Below are 16,039 nucleotides of genomic sequence, written 5' to 3' on the forward strand. Positions count from 1 at the left end.
CCCTCGAGTCTGTACCGGCCGGCTGTTATTTTTCTGGCTGTTGATGGATGGGCGTGGTGGCGCCCTTCTTATGTCCGTAAGGACAATGACGGCATCCGCGCCCGCAGCAAAAGCCCCGCTTGAGGAAAAAGGCCTCGGTAAAAACCATGAGGCCATTTTCCATGTAATAGTAGGGGCTACTTTCTTCGGGCGCGGATTTGTCCGTCACGTCGTCTTTCATTTCTTAAAGATAAACTGCGTCGGGCCAACACCCGTGGTGAAGGACGTTTTTAAAGCACCGGTGGAGGTATACACGTATGCGCCACCGCTGGCTGAAAAAAGGCGGGCGTCGCCTACGTAAAAATCACCATTCTCCGGGTTTACGCCAAACGAATATAGGTCGACTACTTCTTCCGCTGTAAACAAGGGGGCCGCAGGCGCTTCTTTAGAATCAATCGGCATGCTATAAATATTGTTGCCTCCGGTGAAATACAGTGTCTTTCCGTCGGGCGAAACTGCCAGATCGGAACCTGCCTGGAAGTCGAGGTGGATTTGCACTTGCTCAAAATTCTTTACCCCGATGCTCTCCAGATAGCTATCTTCGGCACCATAGCCGCCGCGGCAAATCACCCACAGTTTGTTATTAGCATCCAGTACCATTCCGGAGGGGCCGTTCATCACAGCCACATCTCTGATCACTTCATTTTTTGATGGATCGATGACCGACACCGCGCTTCCCGCGCCAAAGTTGTTAATGGAGGCGAAGAGGTAGCCACCGGCATAAAACAAATCATCGACACCTGGTCTCGTTGGGATGTTACCGGTGATGTTCATCGTCTTGGCATCCGCTACTACAATGGAAGAGTTGGTGAGGTTGTACTCTGCATCGTAAGGGCCGAATACGCTGATATATGCCTTGCCGTTAATGACCGACACGTACCGAGGTTTATCCAGTACCGGCTCGGCTACTGTCTTTTCACGTGCAAAGGTGGTACTGTTGGCCACTTCGATCGTATTGCTATTGTTCAAGACGAGGTAAGCGCGCTCGCCGTCCAGCGTGATGGATTGCAGCACGTCGCCCGCAAAATCGCCAGCCGCATTGCGAAATATATTCTGCGCGACAGAGTCCTTCTCGGGATTATAATAGGTAACACTGCCATTGGCGGCCAGAAAGTTACCCTCGTTGGCGACCAGCACACCGGTGACAACCGACTGGTTTCCCTTTTCGCCGTCGTCATCCGAACAGCGTTGGAATACCAGCACGGCGCTGACGGCTACTAGCCACATGTACGATTTCATTTTCATTTCGATATAGAATTTAGTTGGTAATTAAGTTGCAGGGTATAATACCGGCCGGGCATGGCATAGGCCGCATATTGTCTGTATTCTTCATCCAGCAGGTTCTGCACAGATCCTTGCAGCGTTACAGTATGCCGCCTCAGGGTTAAGGTTCGCCCCGCGGACAAATCGATACGGGTATACGGGTCTAACGAATAGTCTGCTTCGTTGGCAAACAGGTAGTACCGCCGGCCACTGTACTGCGCCTGTACCGTGGCGTTATAGCCGCGCCAATTGCCGCGCAGGTAGCCTGACGCGGTCTGCACGGGGGTATAGATCAACTGCCGGTCAAGAGACCACGGGTCATTGGGTGGCACCTCGGTGCTAATGGAGCGTGTATATTGATAGTTGACGCCTGCTATCACGGTTACGATACCCTGGTATATCGGCCCATGCACTCGCATCTCGGCACCTCGCACCTGCACATGCCGGATGTTTCGCGGAATGTAGTTGCCTCCTACCGGCACCCATTGTATCCATTGATCGACCTCTTGCGTGTACCACGTATTTTCGACCGTCAACTGGTTCCATATCCACCGCCAGCCAGCTTCTGCGGCATAGCTTAGTTCCGGTTGTAGACTCCTGTCACCGGCGTTCTGCCAGTAGCGGTCGTTGAGCGTGGGCACCCGGTAATTCCGGGAGGCGTTGCCACGCAGGGTAAACGTTGCAGCAGGCCGTTTCACGACTATGTATTCCACACCGATGTACGGCAGAAAGGGCGGCGAGAAACCCGATACGGCGGGCTGACGCAAGTTCAACGCCAACGACAAGCGTGTACTGATGCTTTTCTGCAGGGAAACCATAAAATCGAACCTGTCTTCTTCGGCATGGTGATCTTTATACTCGTCAATGTCGGCGCGGATGTGATTCCACTCGGCGCTTACTTCGGCGTGTATGCGTGCTGGCAGGATAAAGGCATGCTTGACGCTGCCCGTCCAGCGGGTTACAAGGTCCTCTTTACGATAAAAGAGTACGTCGCGCACGTAACCGCCGGTGGCGGTAAATTGGCCGCGGCGACCGTTGCTTTTGTACTGCAGGCTAAGGCGATGATTCTTATCACGCTGTGTGGCGTCACTAAAATACTGCCCAATGGGCGGCTGTACCTCTCGATCAGCATCATGATACCAATAGTGCAATGACAGCGACTTTGTATTGGTCAGGTTGTATACGATGTCTTGTAGTATGCCGATCTGCTTGAAGGCCGCATGTGGCTGGCGCTGGCCGAGGGCTTGTATCGTAAAGTCATTTTCGCTTTGCACATGGTATACTTGTGTGTGCGCGTTCCACCGCCCCAGGGTGAATGCTCCACCGGCTTCGGTAGTATACTGACCAAAGCTGCCCACTACCTGTGCGATGTGAAATATTTCCTGCGACGACGCTTCGGGTGAGGTCAGCAGCACCGTACCCCCCAACGCACCGCTACCATAGCGGGCGCTGCCGCCACCCGCGTGTACTTTGACAGAACCAAAAGCCGAAGCGGGTAAAATGGAGAAGTCTGCTTGTCCGAGGGAGAAACTATTGATATTTATACCGTTCCACAACACGGCCGTATGTTGCGGTGCCGTACCCCGCAGGCTGATGCCCGAGATCATGCCCTGACCGTAACTTCGAAAATATACCGGCAGTTGTGTGGCCAGTACTTCACCGAGATGCGTGGAGCGTTGCTGACGCAACAAGGCAGAGTCGACAGTAGTAAAAGAGGAGCCGGCCAGGAAGCGCTCGTCGGTTATACCATACACTTCTACCGAGTCCAGCAACACCGGGGCTGTCTGTTGCGCAAAACAGTACACGCTTGTGAGCATGCTCACGACTATAAGAATACCTACCCGCATGAATATTTCTTCGACTACTATACTTCTAACCTTTCACCCGAAAGTCGGAAGCCTGAAAACAGATTTTAGTATCACGGCAGGTCTCCTGGCTCGCCCGGCTTTTGCTTACCTTCTCATTCGTCCCGACGCGTCGGGAGCGAACAATGGTGTTGCAGAACAAAAGTTGAATTTCCGCCAGGAGTAGCAAACAGCCTGGCAGACCGGGATTACAGTTGCGGGGACAGCTCCGGATTTGACGTTAAGTCTTACCGGTATTCCCTTTTCATCTTCTGCGGTTGCAAACAGCAGAAGAACCGTGAATCGGGTGCGAACTTAATTATTTTCTTAACATTGCAGCCATGTATCGTGTAATCATTTTCGTGCTGGTGCTCGTTCTGGCGGGCTGTAACCGCCCGGCTGCTGACCAACCAACAGCCGTTTCCCTGCCTTCTCAAACGTTATTAAAGTATGCACGGGGCTTTACCGTGGCCTACGATGGGAATATAAAGACCGTAACCGTGTTAACGCCTTTTCAGGGCGCGTCCACGGGCTTTACATATTTGCTCGTGCCGGCGGACGAAGAGGTGCCGGCGCATGCTCCCGATGTGAGGGTGATCCGCACACCCCTCACCTCCATCGTGTGTACCTCCACTTCGCATATACCGTTGCTGGACTATCTCGGCGAGACCGACAAACTGGTGGGCTTTCCATCGACCGATTATATCAGCTCGGAGAAGATGCGACGCCGCGTTGATACCGGCCAGGTAAAAGACCTGGGTGTCGACAACAGTATTACCCTGGAGCAACTGGTCATGCTGAAACCCGGTATGTTGATGGGCTATACCCAAAGCAGCGACTATGGGCAGTTTAAAAAAATAGAAGACCTCGGCGTGCCGGTGGTAATCAATGCAGAGTACCTGGAGAAACATCCGCTGGGCCGCGCCGAGTGGATCAAGTTTATGGCGCTGTTCTTTAATCAGGAGAAGCGCGCCGACTCGGTATTTCAGGTTATCGAAAAAAGTTATCTCGACGCGAAGGCCGTGGTGGACACAGTACGCACCCGCCCCACGGTGCTGAGTGGCGTGGTGTATGGCGATGCGTGGTTTCTACCCGGTGGCCAGAATTATGCGGCGCGCATCTTAAACGATGCCGGCTGTCAGTACTTATGGGCGGCAGACTCATCGACCGGTGCGCTGAAGCTCAGCTTTGAGCATGTCTATGAAAAAGCGCATGACGCTGACTTCTGGATCGGAGTGGGCTCTTACAACACGTTGCCCGCACTACGCGCCGCCGACCATCGCTACGCGCAGTTCAAACCGGTGACTACGCGCCAGGTGTACACCTACGATGCACGCAAGGGCGCGCGGGGTGGCAGCGAGTTTTTGGAGCTGGGGTATTTGCGTCCCGACCTGATCTTGCGCGACCTCGTCAAGATCACGCACCCCACATTGCTGCCCGACCACACATTGTACTTCTACGCACCATTGCAATAGGGCATGCGCTTCGCGGCGACGACCGACGCAACAATTCGTTCAAGGATAGCGCCGGTATGCGCACGACCTTTTAACTTTGTCTGCGATGAGGATTGTGAGCCGCTTTTTGTATTGCTGTCTGCTGGTATTTTTTCTTTCGGATGCTGCACACGCCGAGGAGCTGTCGGTTTTTGAAGAGAATGGAAAGGTGGGGTTGAAAGATAACCAGGGCAAGGTACTGATTCCGGCGAAGTACGATGCACTGGGATGGAGCGACGGCCGCTTTTCGGTCATTGATCAAACTATTGGCTATAAGCTGAATGGCCGCTGGGGTCTGATCAGCATTACCAACCGCACGCTCACCAAAAACGAATACGAAGAAATTCTTCCCGGCGATGGGTCTGTGCTCATTGCCCGCAAGCAAGTACAACCCCATGTGCTGCGCGTCGCCACGGGCTGTCTGAATACAGCGGGCAAGGAGATCATCTCTTTTCAATACGACGGCCTGAAGCTTGCCTCGCTGCGGGCCATTGTCTTTAGCAAAAGCGGCAACACCTATAAATATGGGTTGCTGTCACTGGATAACCGCACCATCATTCCTCAACAGTATCAAAGCATCTACCCCATTGGCAGCTTGCGTTTTGCCGTGGCGAACTTTGACGACAAGATTGCCATCTTCACGGAGACCGGTCGCCAGCTTACCGGCTTTACAATCGACCGCATTGCACCGTTCACCAAGCACTACGCCACCATTTATCAAAATGGCATGCAGGGCGTGATCGATCGCGACGGACAAATAAAAGTGCAGCCGCGGTACCGCGGCATTGCCATTCTGGAAGATGGTACCGTGAAAGCGCGTGAGGCCGATGAGTGGCAATTCCTGAACGGTCAGAACAAGCTCACACAAAAGGTGCAGGCCGACGCATTGTATCCGGTCGCGCCGAACCGGTTGAAAGTAATGCAGGGCGGCATGTTGCAACTGACGGACCTTTCGCTGAAGCCGCTATCGCCGCAGCAATACACCACTATTGCACCCTTTCAACATGGTAAGGCCCTGGTGAAGGTGCAAAACAAATATGGACTGATCAATTTGTCAGGTCGTACACTTATACAACCGACGCACGACAGCCTGGTACTCGTGCTGACGCACCACCGCGCGTTGGCGGGTCAGCGCCAGGGTACCCGGTATAGCTGGACTTTAACCGATACAACGGGTACGCGCTTGTCGTCGAAGTCATACGATTACATCGACCACTTTGACGGCACCTACTTTATGGTCCGCAGCCGCGGCTACGCCGGCACCATGGATCTGGCAGGGCGCGAGGTCGTGCCATGCACGTATGATTCGGTGTTGCAGACCAAAGACAACTTGCTGGTGGTAAAGTTTCGCGGGCAGTATGGCATTATCAATCAACGCGAGGAGTGGATCGTTACGCCGCGGGCGTCGAAGCTGTTTTTGCTCGGGCACGACCGCTACATTGAGCAGACGCCGCGCACGCGTTTCCTGAAGTCGCTGGACGGCATCGTCATTTATTTTACCGAGAACCCACTGACGTATTACCCCGACTACATCCTGGAGCTGCTGCCGTCGGGCACGCTGTGGAAAATCGACATGAACGGCCGCATTGCCGACCGGCGCGTATTTCCCACCGAGGCGCTGGAAAAGATCTATGAAGAAAGCGAAGGGCTGCGGGCCATTCGCAAGAACGGCAAGTATGGCTTTATCGACAACCTGGGACGGCTGCGCATTGCCAACCGGTATGAAGGTGTAAAACAATTCAGCGAGACCCTGGCACCTGCCATGATTCGCGGGCACTGGGGCTTTATCAACCACGACGATCAGATCGCCATTCAGCCGGTATACGACGAGGTATCAGGTTTTCAGAATGGCTTTGCGCTCGTGAAACAAAAAGGCTTCGCCGGCATCGTCGACAAAACGGGCCGGCTATTGTTACCGACCCGCTATGACGATATTACTGTACTCCCTACGCGCAACCTGCTGATCCGCAGTAACGGTCTGGTAGGACTGGCGGACAACACCGGCAAAATCCTGATTCAACCCAAGTACCAGCAACTGGAAGATACCGGCAAGGGCTTTGCCGTGGTCGAGCGCGAGGGCACTTATGGCGTCATTACTTTGCAAGGCATCAGCACCGTGCCCATGATCTATGACACGATTGTATACGATCCCTTTAACAACGTCTTCCTGGCGTTGAAGAAGTCGCCGTGGCAAAACCTGACGGTTAATTAATCATGCGATGTTGGCCGACAGCCGGGCGACGATCACTTGCCGTTGCTCACGGTGGCCGCAGTAACTACAGCGGTAATGTTGTAACATTTCCCCTTCGTCTGACAGTGTCGGTGCCTGGGCGATGTCCTCGTGATGAATCTTGAGGGTGAAGTAGCCGCATTCCGAGCACTCCTCGGCATGTTGATAAGCGCTGTATTTTTCGATCTTCTTATAACCTGTTTTATCATCCAGCCAGATGTCGTAGTCGATCGAGTGCACCTTGCCATCCTCCACCTGTTCTTTCTCCAGGTGATGCTCCTCCTCCGACTCGGCCAGCTTGCGCATAATGTTGCCGTCAGGCGAGGTACGCGGCGTATTGCGCAGTTTGTACAGGCGGCGTTCGAGCTTGCCGGGGTAATAAATACGCACCAGGCTGAAGAAAACAAAGTAAGCAATGATCACAAAGCTTACCGATATGAACAGGCGTACATAGAACCAGCGGTGGCCTTCTTCCTGTATGGCCTGTGAGCCGATGGTGTTGCCAAAGAAGGCCGCCGCAAATACCACCATCATAACCGAGTACCAGAAATACCGGACTTCGTGCAGGTTTACATAATCATACTTCGCTTTGTAGTCTTTGAGCATAGCGATGCGAAGCTCATGATACGCCAGAAGCAGGATGGCCATGCCCATGCAGACCGCCGCACCAGCATACATGTAGCCGTGCCACGAATCCAAAAAAGAAGACGTAATTTCCATAGACGCTGAATGTTTATGTTTCAAAGAAATATAAGAAAAAAACGCGTTATTTTCTCGTTTCAAACGGTGTAGAAGGTACACTGGTACCGTTCTGCACCGCAACTTTAATTCTTGTTTTTTGCGGATGTATTGTAATATTGCGGCTTAACTAACACCACATCAGTTTAATTTATAAGCTATGGCTAACAACTTACTGAAAGGCAAACGCGGCATCATTTTCGGTGCACTGGACGAAAACTCCATTGCCTGGAAAACAGCGCTGAAAGTAAAGGAAGAGGGGGGTGTGTTCACCCTGACCAACGCCCCCATTGCGATGCGCCTTGGCAAGATCAACGAGCTGGCGAAGGAATGCAATGCGGAAGTTATTCCCGCAGATGCCACGTCTGAAGCAGACCTCGCGAACCTCTTTACCAAATCGCAGGAGGTATTGGGTGGCAAGATCGACTTCGTGCTGCACTCCATTGGCATGAGCCCCAACATCCGCAAAGAGAAGCCTTATGGCGACCTGAACTACGAGTGGTTCCAAAAGACGCTCGACATTTCGGCGCTGTCGTTTCATAAAGTGCTGCAGACCGCCGAGAAGCTGGACGCCCTCAACGAGTGGGCATCGGTGCTCGCCCTGAGCTACATTGCCGCGCAACGGTCGTACCCCGACTATACCGACATGGCACAAGCGAAAGCCATGCTGGAGTCGATTGCCCGCAGCTACGGTGCGCGTTATGCCAAACTGAAAAAGGTGCGTGTTAACACCATTTCACAGTCGCCTACCCGTACCACGGCCGGCTCGGGCATTTCGGGCTTCGACGTGTTCTTTGACTTTGCCAACATGATGTCGCCGCTGGGCAACGCTTCTGCCGAAGATTGCGCCGCCTACATCACCGTGATGTTCTCTGACTTCACACGCATGGTGACCATGCAAAACCTGATGCACGACGGTGGTTTCTCTGCTTCGGGTATTACCGAAGAGATCGTCGAGCGCCTCAGCAAATAAAATCGTTACTCCCTGGCCGGCGGGTACCCCCTTTCCGGCCAGGGTTCTTTTTTAAACCTCCGCCGGCATGGTTGCCTTCCCGCCCTGTAAGATCAATCTCGGTCTCCACATTCTCTACAAAAGAACCGACGGATACCATGCGCTGGAGACCTGTTTTTACCCCGTGCCGTGGACGGACATTCTAGAGGTGATCCCTTCCGACACGTTGGCCTTCTCTCAGTCGGGCGACGCCATTCCCGGCGATCCCCACGACAACCTCTGCCTGCGGGCGTACCATCTGCTGCAAAAAGATTTTACACTGCCGCCGGTCCGCATTCACCTGCACAAGATCATTCCTACCGGCGCCGGCCTGGGGGGAGGGTCGTCTGACGGCGCCTATACGTTGCGCCTTCTCAACGACCTTTTCAATCTCAACCTGGCGCCTACCGCCCTGGCGGCGTATGCCGCGCAGCTGGGCAGCGACTGTGCTTTCTTCACCCAGGACACGCCACAGCTCGGCACCGGCCGGGGAGAGATCCTAAACCCTGTTGACATCTCGTTAAAGGGCAGGTTTTTGGTATTGGCCAAGCCGCCCATTCACGTTTCCACCGCCGAGGCGTACGCCGGCATAACGCCCGCGACACCAGCAACCGGTCTGACACAAATATTGGCGCAAGAACCGTTGGCAGCCTGGAAAGAAAAGCTTCACAACGACTTCGAGGCCTCTGTTTTTGCACGCCACCCTCCGATTCAGGCCCTGAAAGAAAAATTGTATCGCGCAGGCGCCGTGTATGCCAGCATGAGCGGATCAGGCGCGGCCGTGTTTGGCATTTTTGACCAGGGCGTAGACCTGGCCTTTGATCCGGGCGTGGCGCATTGGTCGGGTGTGCTGCCCCGCTGAGGTATATATTCCCCCGCCGGTATTGCTTTTTGCCGCCGTGTACCGTCTGTATGCAGGGCATTTTTATCTTTGCCGCTTTCTTGTAATTTTAGAATTAACTGTAACCGAAAGCATGAATTACTGGCTGGTAAAAAGTGAACCGAGCGTATACTCCTTTGATGACCTGGTACGCGACAAAAAGACGGGATGGGATGGCGTACGTAACTATGCGGCACGCCTGAACCTGAAGGCCATGAAGAAAGGCGACCTGGCCTTTGTGTACCACAGCATGGAAGACAAGGCCGTTGTCGGCATTGCCCGCATTACGAAGGAAGCTTACCCCGATCCAAAAGATGAGAATTGGGTAGCCGTGGAGCTGGCGCCGGATAAAAAATTGAAAAAACCAGTGACGCTTGCACAAATCAAAGCCGATAAGCGTTTAAAAGATATGGCGCTGGTGAAGCTGTCTCGCCTTTCCGTACAGCCCGTTAAGCGTGAAGAATTTGATATGGTTATAGCCTTAAGCGAAGAAAAATGAGAAGGAATGTACACCGTACAGGGTGGATGCTGGTCTTGCTGACCGTCCTCGGTGCGCCAGCCACTACGGGTTGGGCCCAGGTGCAGCAACCACACCGCTTTGAGCGGGAACAAAAAAATTCCGACGACTACTACAATGTCATCTCCCTCAAGGAAGAGGGTCTCGCCCTTTACCGCGAGCGTGACAAATACAAAAACAGCAATCGCATCTGGGAGCTGCTGCTGCTCGACACCGCGCTGCAAGAAAAGCGCGTGGTGGAGCTCGAGATCAAAGAGCGGTATAAAATGGTCGGCTACGAGGTAACGGCGGGGCAGCTGTACTTTTTGTACCGCACCGGTGAGACTACGCGCAACGACTTCGAGCTGGTGCGCGTGACGCTGGCATCGGGTGAATACACGCGGTATTCCATCAAGCCCGACCTCGACTTTAAGCTCACCCATTTTAGCAAGGCCGGCGGCAGCTTTGCCTTTGGTGGCTATGTTAACAACGAACCGGCTATCTTTTTATACGAGCTCGAGACAGGCAACCGGAAGGTCGTGCCGGGCTTCTTCCAGAAAGATACCGAGCTGGTAGACCTGCGCACCAATCAGAACGGCACCTTCAACACCGTCACGATCGACCGCGGTAGCAAAGGCGATCGTTTTATGCTGTTCCGCACGTTTGACGGCAGCGGCGAGCTGCTATTGGAAGACCGTGTGCCCATCGAAGAAAACCGTACGCTGCAGACGGGCATTACCAGCACGCTGGAACGTGAAGACCTGGTGTTGCTCGGCACCTGGGGCGAGCGCAACTCCAAACAATCCAACGGCTTCTATTCCCTGGTGGTCGATCCCTTTAATGAACAGAAGATCCGCTACTTCAGCTTTGGCGAGCTGACGCATTACCTGGAGTATCTCTCCCCCAAGCGCATGAAGAAGATCCAGGAAGACACCCGGGAAGACCTGGCCGCCAACAAGATCCCAAACTACATCAACTATGTCATGCCGTTTAAGCTCAACGAATACCGGGATGGCTACCTGCTGCTGGCGGAAGTGTATACACCCTCCAGCAATTTGAATCCGTACTACAGCAACCCCTATTATTATAATCCCTATTCCTACAGCCCCTACGGTTCTTATGGCATGTATGGCCCTGGTTATTATTATCCGGGCATGGGGCGTATGTACCGGCCGTATGCGTATGGCAACAACGTTAAGAATAACGACGACATTAAGAGCAGCGAGACCGTGTTGCTGGCCTTTGACGCGGCCGGCAAAGTGAAGTGGGATCACAGCCTGAAGCTGGAAGACATCAAGCTGCCCTCGGTAGAGCAGGTGGCGGACTTCAGCCTGAAGAACGGCCACGTACATTTGCTCTATAAAAACGAATCGGACCTGATGGTAAAGTCCATTCCGTTAAAGGAAGATACTACGCAACTGCTGCAGGAGAAGATCAAGCTCCTGGATCCGGTCGACGAAATACGTTCGGAGAAAGAAGGCGAAGGAAGTGTTCGGCATTGGTACGACAACACATTCTATGTATGGGGCTACCAAACCATTCGCAATGTTACGAAGACCGATCGCGTGCGCGACGTGTTCTATATCAACAAAGTGGTGGTACATTAACCTGTTCTTTTGGCTGGCAGCCACGGTTTGCCAGGCACAGGTAGAGCAATCTGCCCGGTACGAAATTCCCATGCTCGGTTTCGGCCAGCCATTTGAAATTGTGCCTGCCTTTCAGAATGGCCTCTTTTTATACCGCCGCCTGACCGGCATTCCCAACGAGCCCAACGACCAGCTCGAGATTCAAAAATTAGACACGGCGTTCAATCCAACGTGGCACGGCTACCTGGCTGTACAGAAAAAATACCTGTTAGTAGGACGCAAGGCAGATGCCGATTATTTATACCTGCTGTTTCACTACGTCGACTTTAGCCGCAACGACCTGGAAATGTTCGCCCTGGAACAAGGCACGGGTCGATACGTGCGCCATGTTATCAAGAACTTTATTCCTTTCAACCCGTCGGAGTTTCAAGTGACAAAAGAAGGTGTTCTGCTGGGCGGGTACTTTAACAAGATACCCGTGGTGATCTTTTATTCCTTTGACACGCAGAAGTCGCGGCTGCTGCCCGGATTGCAAAGTGACATCGGCGAGCTTACGCACATCAAGGTGCATACCGACGGCAGCTTTGACGTGTTGGTGAGCGCGCGAAACTTGCAGGGCACACGCACGATCTGGGTAAAGAGCTACAACGCGCAGGCGGACCTGATCCGCAACCTGCCGCTGGAACCGGAGGACAACAAGAACCTGCTCTTTGCCCGCTCGCTTAAAACGGCGAACAACATGCAGGTGATTGCAGGCGTGTATGGGTCGCGTAATTCAGAATATTCCAAAGGCATCTTCATGGCCAGCATCGACCCCTCGGGCCTGCAGCAGATCCGGTATTACAACTTTGGCGACCTGCAAAACTTCTTTAAGTACATGAAGGCGGGGCGGGAAAAGCGCGTGCGTGAGCGCATTGCCCGGCGACGCATTCGTGGCAAGAAGATCCGTTTTAACTACCGGTTTATGGTGCACGAGCTGGTGCCGTATAAAAACCAGTATGTGTTGCTGGGCGAGGCGTTCTATCCGCACTATACGTCGGCGGGGGCGGGCTATTCAGGCTTTTTTATGCCCAACACCATGGGCCGCAACAACTACGTGCGCGACGGCCGGATTTTTGACGGCTACAATTACACCCACGCGGTGGTGATGGGCTTTGACAACGACGGCAACCTGCAGTGGGACAATAGTTTTGAAATTAATGACGTCAAGACGTACACGCTCGAACAGTTTGTGAAACTGGAGCCTCACACCGATAAGATCGACCTGCTGTACATGTTCCGCAACGAGCTGCGGACCAAAGTCATTCAGGGCAACGAGGTGCTGGAAGGCAAGACATCGGAAATTATCCGCACAGGCCGGGAGAACGAAATTACACGGATGGACGAGAGCAACACCTCGCGGCTGGACTATTGGTATGGCAACTACTTCTACGCCTACGGCGTCCAGGACGTCTTTAGCCCCGAATCGGGCAAGCGCAAGGTCTTTTTCATCAACAAAATCAGCAGCCGGTAGCCCGGGGGCGCGGTGTAAATTGCTATATTTGCCCGCCGTATGCAGAAAAAACTTATCCTTGACACCGACCTCCTCGATATCACGATAAGTCGTCTTTGTCAGCAATTGATTGAAAATCACGGTTCTTTTTCTGAAACGGTGGTCATCGGCATGCAGCCCCGGGGCATTTATGTGGCCGAGATCATTCACCAGAAGCTGGAAAAGCTGGTGAAGACAAAAATTCCGCTGGGCTACCTGGATGCTACTTTTCACCGCGACGACTTCCGCCGCCGCGAGATTCCGGTGAAGGCCAATGAAACGCGCATTGAGTTCACCGTCGAAAACAAGAAAGTGCTGCTGGTAGACGACGTGCTCTTTACAGGCCGTACCATTCGCGCGGCCATGGACGCTATGATCACCTTTGGGCGTCCCAAGAAAGTAGAATTACTCGTTCTGATAGACCGGAAATATACACGCGAGCTGCCGGTAGCGGCTGACTATGTCGGCAAGGCTGTGAACACGCTTACGTCGCAGCGCGTGCTGGTGGAGCTGGAAGCACAAGGGCATAAACAAAATAAAATCTGGTTGATCAATAAGGATTAAAGGGCTATGTCGAAACTCAGTCAAAAACATCTGCTTGGCATTAAGAACATCACCCGCGAAGACCTCGAACTTATTTTTGAAACCGCTGAGAATTTTAAAGGCGTCTTAAATCGCCCCGTGAAGAAGGTGCCCTCCTTGCGCGACATCACCATCGCCAACGTCTTTTTTGAAAACTCCACCCGTACCCGTCTTTCCTTTGAGCTGGCCCAGAAGCGGCTGTCGGCCGATGTCATTAACTTTTCGGCCTCCAACAGCTCGGTAAAGAAAGGCGAGACGCTGCTCGATACAGTCAACAACATTCTGGCCATGAAGGTGGACATGATCGTAATGCGTCATGCCAGCCCGGGTGCACCGCACTTTCTTGCCAAACACATCAACGCCAACATCGTCAACGCCGGCGACGGCACACACGAGCACCCCACGCAGGCGCTGCTGGATGCCTTCTCCATTCGCGAGAAGCTCGGCTCGCTGACGGGCAAAAAGGTGGCGATCATCGGTGACATTCTTCACTCGCGCGTGGCGCTGTCCAACATCTTTGCGCTGCAAAAGCTGGGTGCTAAAGTGATGGTGTGCGGCCCGCCCACGTTACTGCCGAAGTTCATCAGCCAGTTGGGTGTTGAAGTAGAGCTGGACGTGCGCAAGGCGTTGCTGTGGTGCGACGTGGCCAACGTGCTGCGCATCCAGCTGGAGCGTCAGCACATCAAATATTTCCCTTCTCTGCGCGAATACTCCCTGTACTACGGCATTACCAAAAAGCTGCTCGACAGCCTCAAGAAGCCGATCCTGATCATGCACCCCGGTCCTATCAACCGCGGCGTGGAGTTGAGCAGCGACGCCGCCGACTCATCACATTCCATCATTCTCGACCAGGTAGAAAACGGTGTGGCAATCCGCATGGCGGTGCTGTACCTGCTGGCCGGTGCGAATGCTTAAAACACCGTTGGCGTAAGCCAAAACCATTCGATTCCTTTTTCGTATTTTTACTTACTCTGAAGACGCTATTCGTATGATCTATAATTCCATTATCGAAACGATCGGCAATACCCCGATTGTCAGGCTCAACAATGTGGTGAAGGGAGTACCCGGTACCATTCTGGCCAAGGTAGAATATTTCAACCCTGGCAACTCGACCAAAGACCGCATGGCCATTAAAATGGTGGAAGACGCGGAGAAGGCCGGTGTACTGAAACCCGGCGGCACGATTATCGAAGGCACGTCGGGCAACACCGGCATGGGCCTCGCGTTAGCGGCCATTGCCAAAGGCTACCGTTGCATCTTTACCATGGCTGATAAACAATCGCAGGAGAAGATCAACATTCTGAAAGCGGTGGGTGCCGAAGTAATTGTATGCCCCACGAACGTTGCCCCCGAGGACCCGCGCTCGTATTACTCTGTGGCGCGTAAGCTCAACAAAGATATTCCCAACTCGATATACCCCAACCAGTACGACAATCCGTCAAACGCAGCGGCACACTATGCCACCACCGGCCCGGAAATCTGGAAACAGACCGCCGGTAAAATCACACACTATGTTGCAACGGTGGGTACAGGCGGCTCGATGTGCGGCACAGCACGCTACCTGAAAGAACAGAACCCTAACCTGGTGGCGATAGGCATCGACACCTATGGATCGGTATTCAAGAAGTACAAAGAGACGGGCATCTTTGACGAGAACGAAATCTACCCCTACATGACCGAAGGCTTCGGCGAAGACATTCTGCCCAAGAACGTAGACTTTGACGTGATCGACTCGTTCATAAAAGTAACGGATAAGGACGGCGCCATTGCTGCCCGCCGGCTGTCGCGCGAAGAAGGTTTGTTTGTGGGATGGTCCAGCGGCTCGGCCTTGCACGGTGCATTAGAGTACGCGCGCGAGAACCTGAAGAAAGATGATGTGATGGTCATTCTGCTGCCCGACCACGGCACGCGCTATTTGGCCAAGGTATACAACGACCAGTGGATGAAAGACCACGGCTTCCTGGAAACCCGTGCGTTTAGCTCGGCCCGCGACATCATCAGCCGCCGCGCCAGCAAAGACAGCCTCATTACGGTGAGCAAAGACGCGAAGGTGAGCGAAGCCATCCTGTTGATCAACCGCCAGGGCATTGACCAGATCCCGGTGACAGAGAACGGCCACTTTGTTGGCAGTGTAAGCGCCTCCAGCCTGTTGGAGAAGATCATTCAAGACCCACAGTTGCAAGCCAAGGCTGTAGGCGAAGTGATGGATAAGCCCATGCCGTTCGTGGCGCCCGACAGTACATTGGACGTATTATCATCGCTGTTGAACAAAGACAATAAAGCGGTGCTGGTGCGCGACGATTCAGAGAAGGTGCATATCATTACGCAGCACGACGTGTTGCAAGCCATGACAAGCTAAGATTTTG

General features: G+C 53.4%; 14 protein-coding genes and 1 riboswitch. Of the genes, 10 read left to right on the forward strand and 4 right to left on the reverse strand.

What is annotated here, in order from left to right; translation table 11 throughout:
- Positions 1-25 precede the first annotated feature (25 nt).
- Genes K7P01_RS28295 through K7P01_RS28305 form a run of 3 tightly spaced genes read right to left on the reverse strand, consistent with a single transcriptional unit; the run spans position 26 to position 3,149 of the window.
- The gene (locus K7P01_RS28295; protein ID WP_267297962.1) at positions 26-220 is read right to left on the reverse strand and encodes a DUF5522 domain-containing protein; all 195 of its coding nucleotides are present in this window, start codon (positions 218-220) and stop codon (positions 26-28) included.
- On the reverse strand, positions 217-1,284 hold the full coding sequence (locus K7P01_RS28300) for a YncE family protein (protein WP_267297963.1): 1,068 nt from the start codon (positions 1,282-1,284) through the stop codon (positions 217-219). Before K7P01_RS28300 ends, K7P01_RS28295 begins: the two co-directional genes overlap by 4 nt.
- On the reverse strand, positions 1,281-3,149 hold the full coding sequence (locus K7P01_RS28305; protein WP_267297964.1) for a TonB-dependent receptor: 1,869 nt from the start codon (positions 3,147-3,149) through the stop codon (positions 1,281-1,283). The genes K7P01_RS28300 and K7P01_RS28305 overlap by 4 nt, the downstream gene beginning before the upstream one ends.
- Positions 3,150-3,207: 58 nt before the next feature.
- A riboswitch (cobalamin riboswitch) is annotated at positions 3,208-3,462 on the reverse strand.
- Positions 3,463-3,487: 25 nt separating this feature from the next.
- On the opposite strand from K7P01_RS28305, the gene K7P01_RS28310 reads away from it, so the two are divergent.
- A complete protein-coding gene (locus K7P01_RS28310; protein WP_267297965.1) occupies positions 3,488-4,621 on the forward strand; it encodes an ABC transporter substrate-binding protein in 1,134 nt (377 codons plus the stop codon).
- A gap of 85 nt (positions 4,622-4,706) precedes the next feature.
- On the forward strand, positions 4,707-6,851 hold the full coding sequence (locus K7P01_RS28315; RefSeq protein WP_267297966.1) for a WG repeat-containing protein: 2,145 nt from the start codon (positions 4,707-4,709) through the stop codon (positions 6,849-6,851).
- Here K7P01_RS28315 and K7P01_RS28320 read toward each other — a convergent pair whose 3' ends face one another.
- Positions 6,852-7,589: a hypothetical protein gene (locus K7P01_RS28320; protein ID WP_267297967.1), complete on the reverse strand. Its 738-nt coding sequence runs from the start codon at positions 7,587-7,589 to the stop codon at positions 6,852-6,854.
- Positions 7,590-7,767: 178 nt separating this feature from the next.
- Between K7P01_RS28320 and K7P01_RS28325 the strand changes: the two genes are divergently transcribed.
- The 8 genes from K7P01_RS28325 (at position 7,768) to K7P01_RS28360 (ending at position 16,032) form a co-directional block, all read left to right on the forward strand.
- A complete protein-coding gene (locus K7P01_RS28325; protein WP_267297968.1) occupies positions 7,768-8,580 on the forward strand; it encodes an enoyl-ACP reductase FabI in 813 nt (270 codons plus the stop codon).
- Between the two features lie 67 nt (positions 8,581-8,647).
- Entirely contained in the window at positions 8,648-9,460 is an 813-nt protein-coding gene (ispE, locus tag K7P01_RS28330) for a 4-(cytidine 5'-diphospho)-2-C-methyl-D-erythritol kinase (protein ID WP_267297969.1), read from the forward strand.
- 112 nt (positions 9,461-9,572) lie between these two features.
- A complete protein-coding gene (locus K7P01_RS28335; protein ID WP_254085480.1) occupies positions 9,573-9,977 on the forward strand; it encodes an EVE domain-containing protein in 405 nt (134 codons plus the stop codon).
- Complete coding sequence (locus K7P01_RS28340; RefSeq protein ID WP_267297970.1) at positions 9,974-11,581, forward strand: hypothetical protein; 1,608 nt, start codon at positions 9,974-9,976, stop codon at positions 11,579-11,581. The genes K7P01_RS28335 and K7P01_RS28340 overlap by 4 nt, the downstream gene beginning before the upstream one ends.
- The gene (locus K7P01_RS28345) at positions 11,520-13,073 is read left to right on the forward strand and encodes a hypothetical protein (RefSeq protein ID WP_267297971.1); all 1,554 of its coding nucleotides are present in this window, start codon (positions 11,520-11,522) and stop codon (positions 13,071-13,073) included. Before K7P01_RS28340 ends, K7P01_RS28345 begins: the two co-directional genes overlap by 62 nt.
- Positions 13,074-13,112: 39 nt before the next feature.
- Positions 13,113-13,655: a bifunctional pyr operon transcriptional regulator/uracil phosphoribosyltransferase PyrR gene (gene pyrR / locus K7P01_RS28350; protein WP_267297972.1), complete on the forward strand. Its 543-nt coding sequence runs from the start codon at positions 13,113-13,115 to the stop codon at positions 13,653-13,655.
- 6 nt (positions 13,656-13,661) lie between these two features.
- Positions 13,662-14,588, forward strand: coding sequence for an aspartate carbamoyltransferase catalytic subunit (locus K7P01_RS28355; protein WP_267297973.1), 927 nt, complete (start codon positions 13,662-13,664; stop codon positions 14,586-14,588).
- A 73-nt stretch (positions 14,589-14,661) separates the two neighbouring features.
- Positions 14,662-16,032, forward strand: coding sequence for a pyridoxal-phosphate dependent enzyme (locus K7P01_RS28360; RefSeq protein WP_267297974.1), 1,371 nt, complete (start codon positions 14,662-14,664; stop codon positions 16,030-16,032).
- Positions 16,033-16,039 lie beyond the last annotated feature (7 nt).

The sequence above is a fragment of the Parachryseolinea silvisoli genome, assembly GCF_021190955.1.
In the GTDB taxonomy this organism is placed as follows: Bacteria; Bacteroidota; Bacteroidia; order Cytophagales; family Cyclobacteriaceae; genus Ohtaekwangia; species Ohtaekwangia silvisoli.

Bases quoted from the DNA above. Each gene is read 5' to 3' on its own strand.
- K7P01_RS28325 (WP_267297968.1), top strand. From the start codon at position 7,768: ATGGCTAACAACTTACTGAAAGGCAAACGCGGCATCATTTTCGGTGCA.
- K7P01_RS28320 (WP_267297967.1), bottom strand. From the start codon at position 7,589: ATGGAAATTACGTCTTCTTTTTTGGATTCGTGGCACGGCTACATGTAT.
- K7P01_RS28335 (WP_254085480.1), top strand. From the start codon at position 9,573: ATGAATTACTGGCTGGTAAAAAGTGAACCGAGCGTATACTCCTTTGAT.
- ispE (WP_267297969.1), top strand. From the start codon at position 8,648: ATGGTTGCCTTCCCGCCCTGTAAGATCAATCTCGGTCTCCACATTCTC.
- K7P01_RS28360 (WP_267297974.1), top strand. From the start codon at position 14,662: ATGATCTATAATTCCATTATCGAAACGATCGGCAATACCCCGATTGTC.
- K7P01_RS28340 (WP_267297970.1), top strand. From the start codon at position 9,974: ATGAGAAGGAATGTACACCGTACAGGGTGGATGCTGGTCTTGCTGACC.
- K7P01_RS28310 (WP_267297965.1), top strand. From the start codon at position 3,488: ATGTATCGTGTAATCATTTTCGTGCTGGTGCTCGTTCTGGCGGGCTGT.
- K7P01_RS28300 (WP_267297963.1), bottom strand. From the start codon at position 1,284: ATGAAAATGAAATCGTACATGTGGCTAGTAGCCGTCAGCGCCGTGCTG.
- K7P01_RS28355 (WP_267297973.1), top strand. From the start codon at position 13,662: ATGTCGAAACTCAGTCAAAAACATCTGCTTGGCATTAAGAACATCACC.
- pyrR (WP_267297972.1), top strand. From the start codon at position 13,113: ATGCAGAAAAAACTTATCCTTGACACCGACCTCCTCGATATCACGATA.
- K7P01_RS28305 (WP_267297964.1), bottom strand. From the start codon at position 3,149: ATGCGGGTAGGTATTCTTATAGTCGTGAGCATGCTCACAAGCGTGTAC.
- K7P01_RS28345 (WP_267297971.1), top strand. From the start codon at position 11,520: ATGTTACGAAGACCGATCGCGTGCGCGACGTGTTCTATATCAACAAAG.
- K7P01_RS28295 (WP_267297962.1), bottom strand. From the start codon at position 220: ATGAAAGACGACGTGACGGACAAATCCGCGCCCGAAGAAAGTAGCCCC.
- K7P01_RS28315 (WP_267297966.1), top strand. From the start codon at position 4,707: ATGAGGATTGTGAGCCGCTTTTTGTATTGCTGTCTGCTGGTATTTTTT.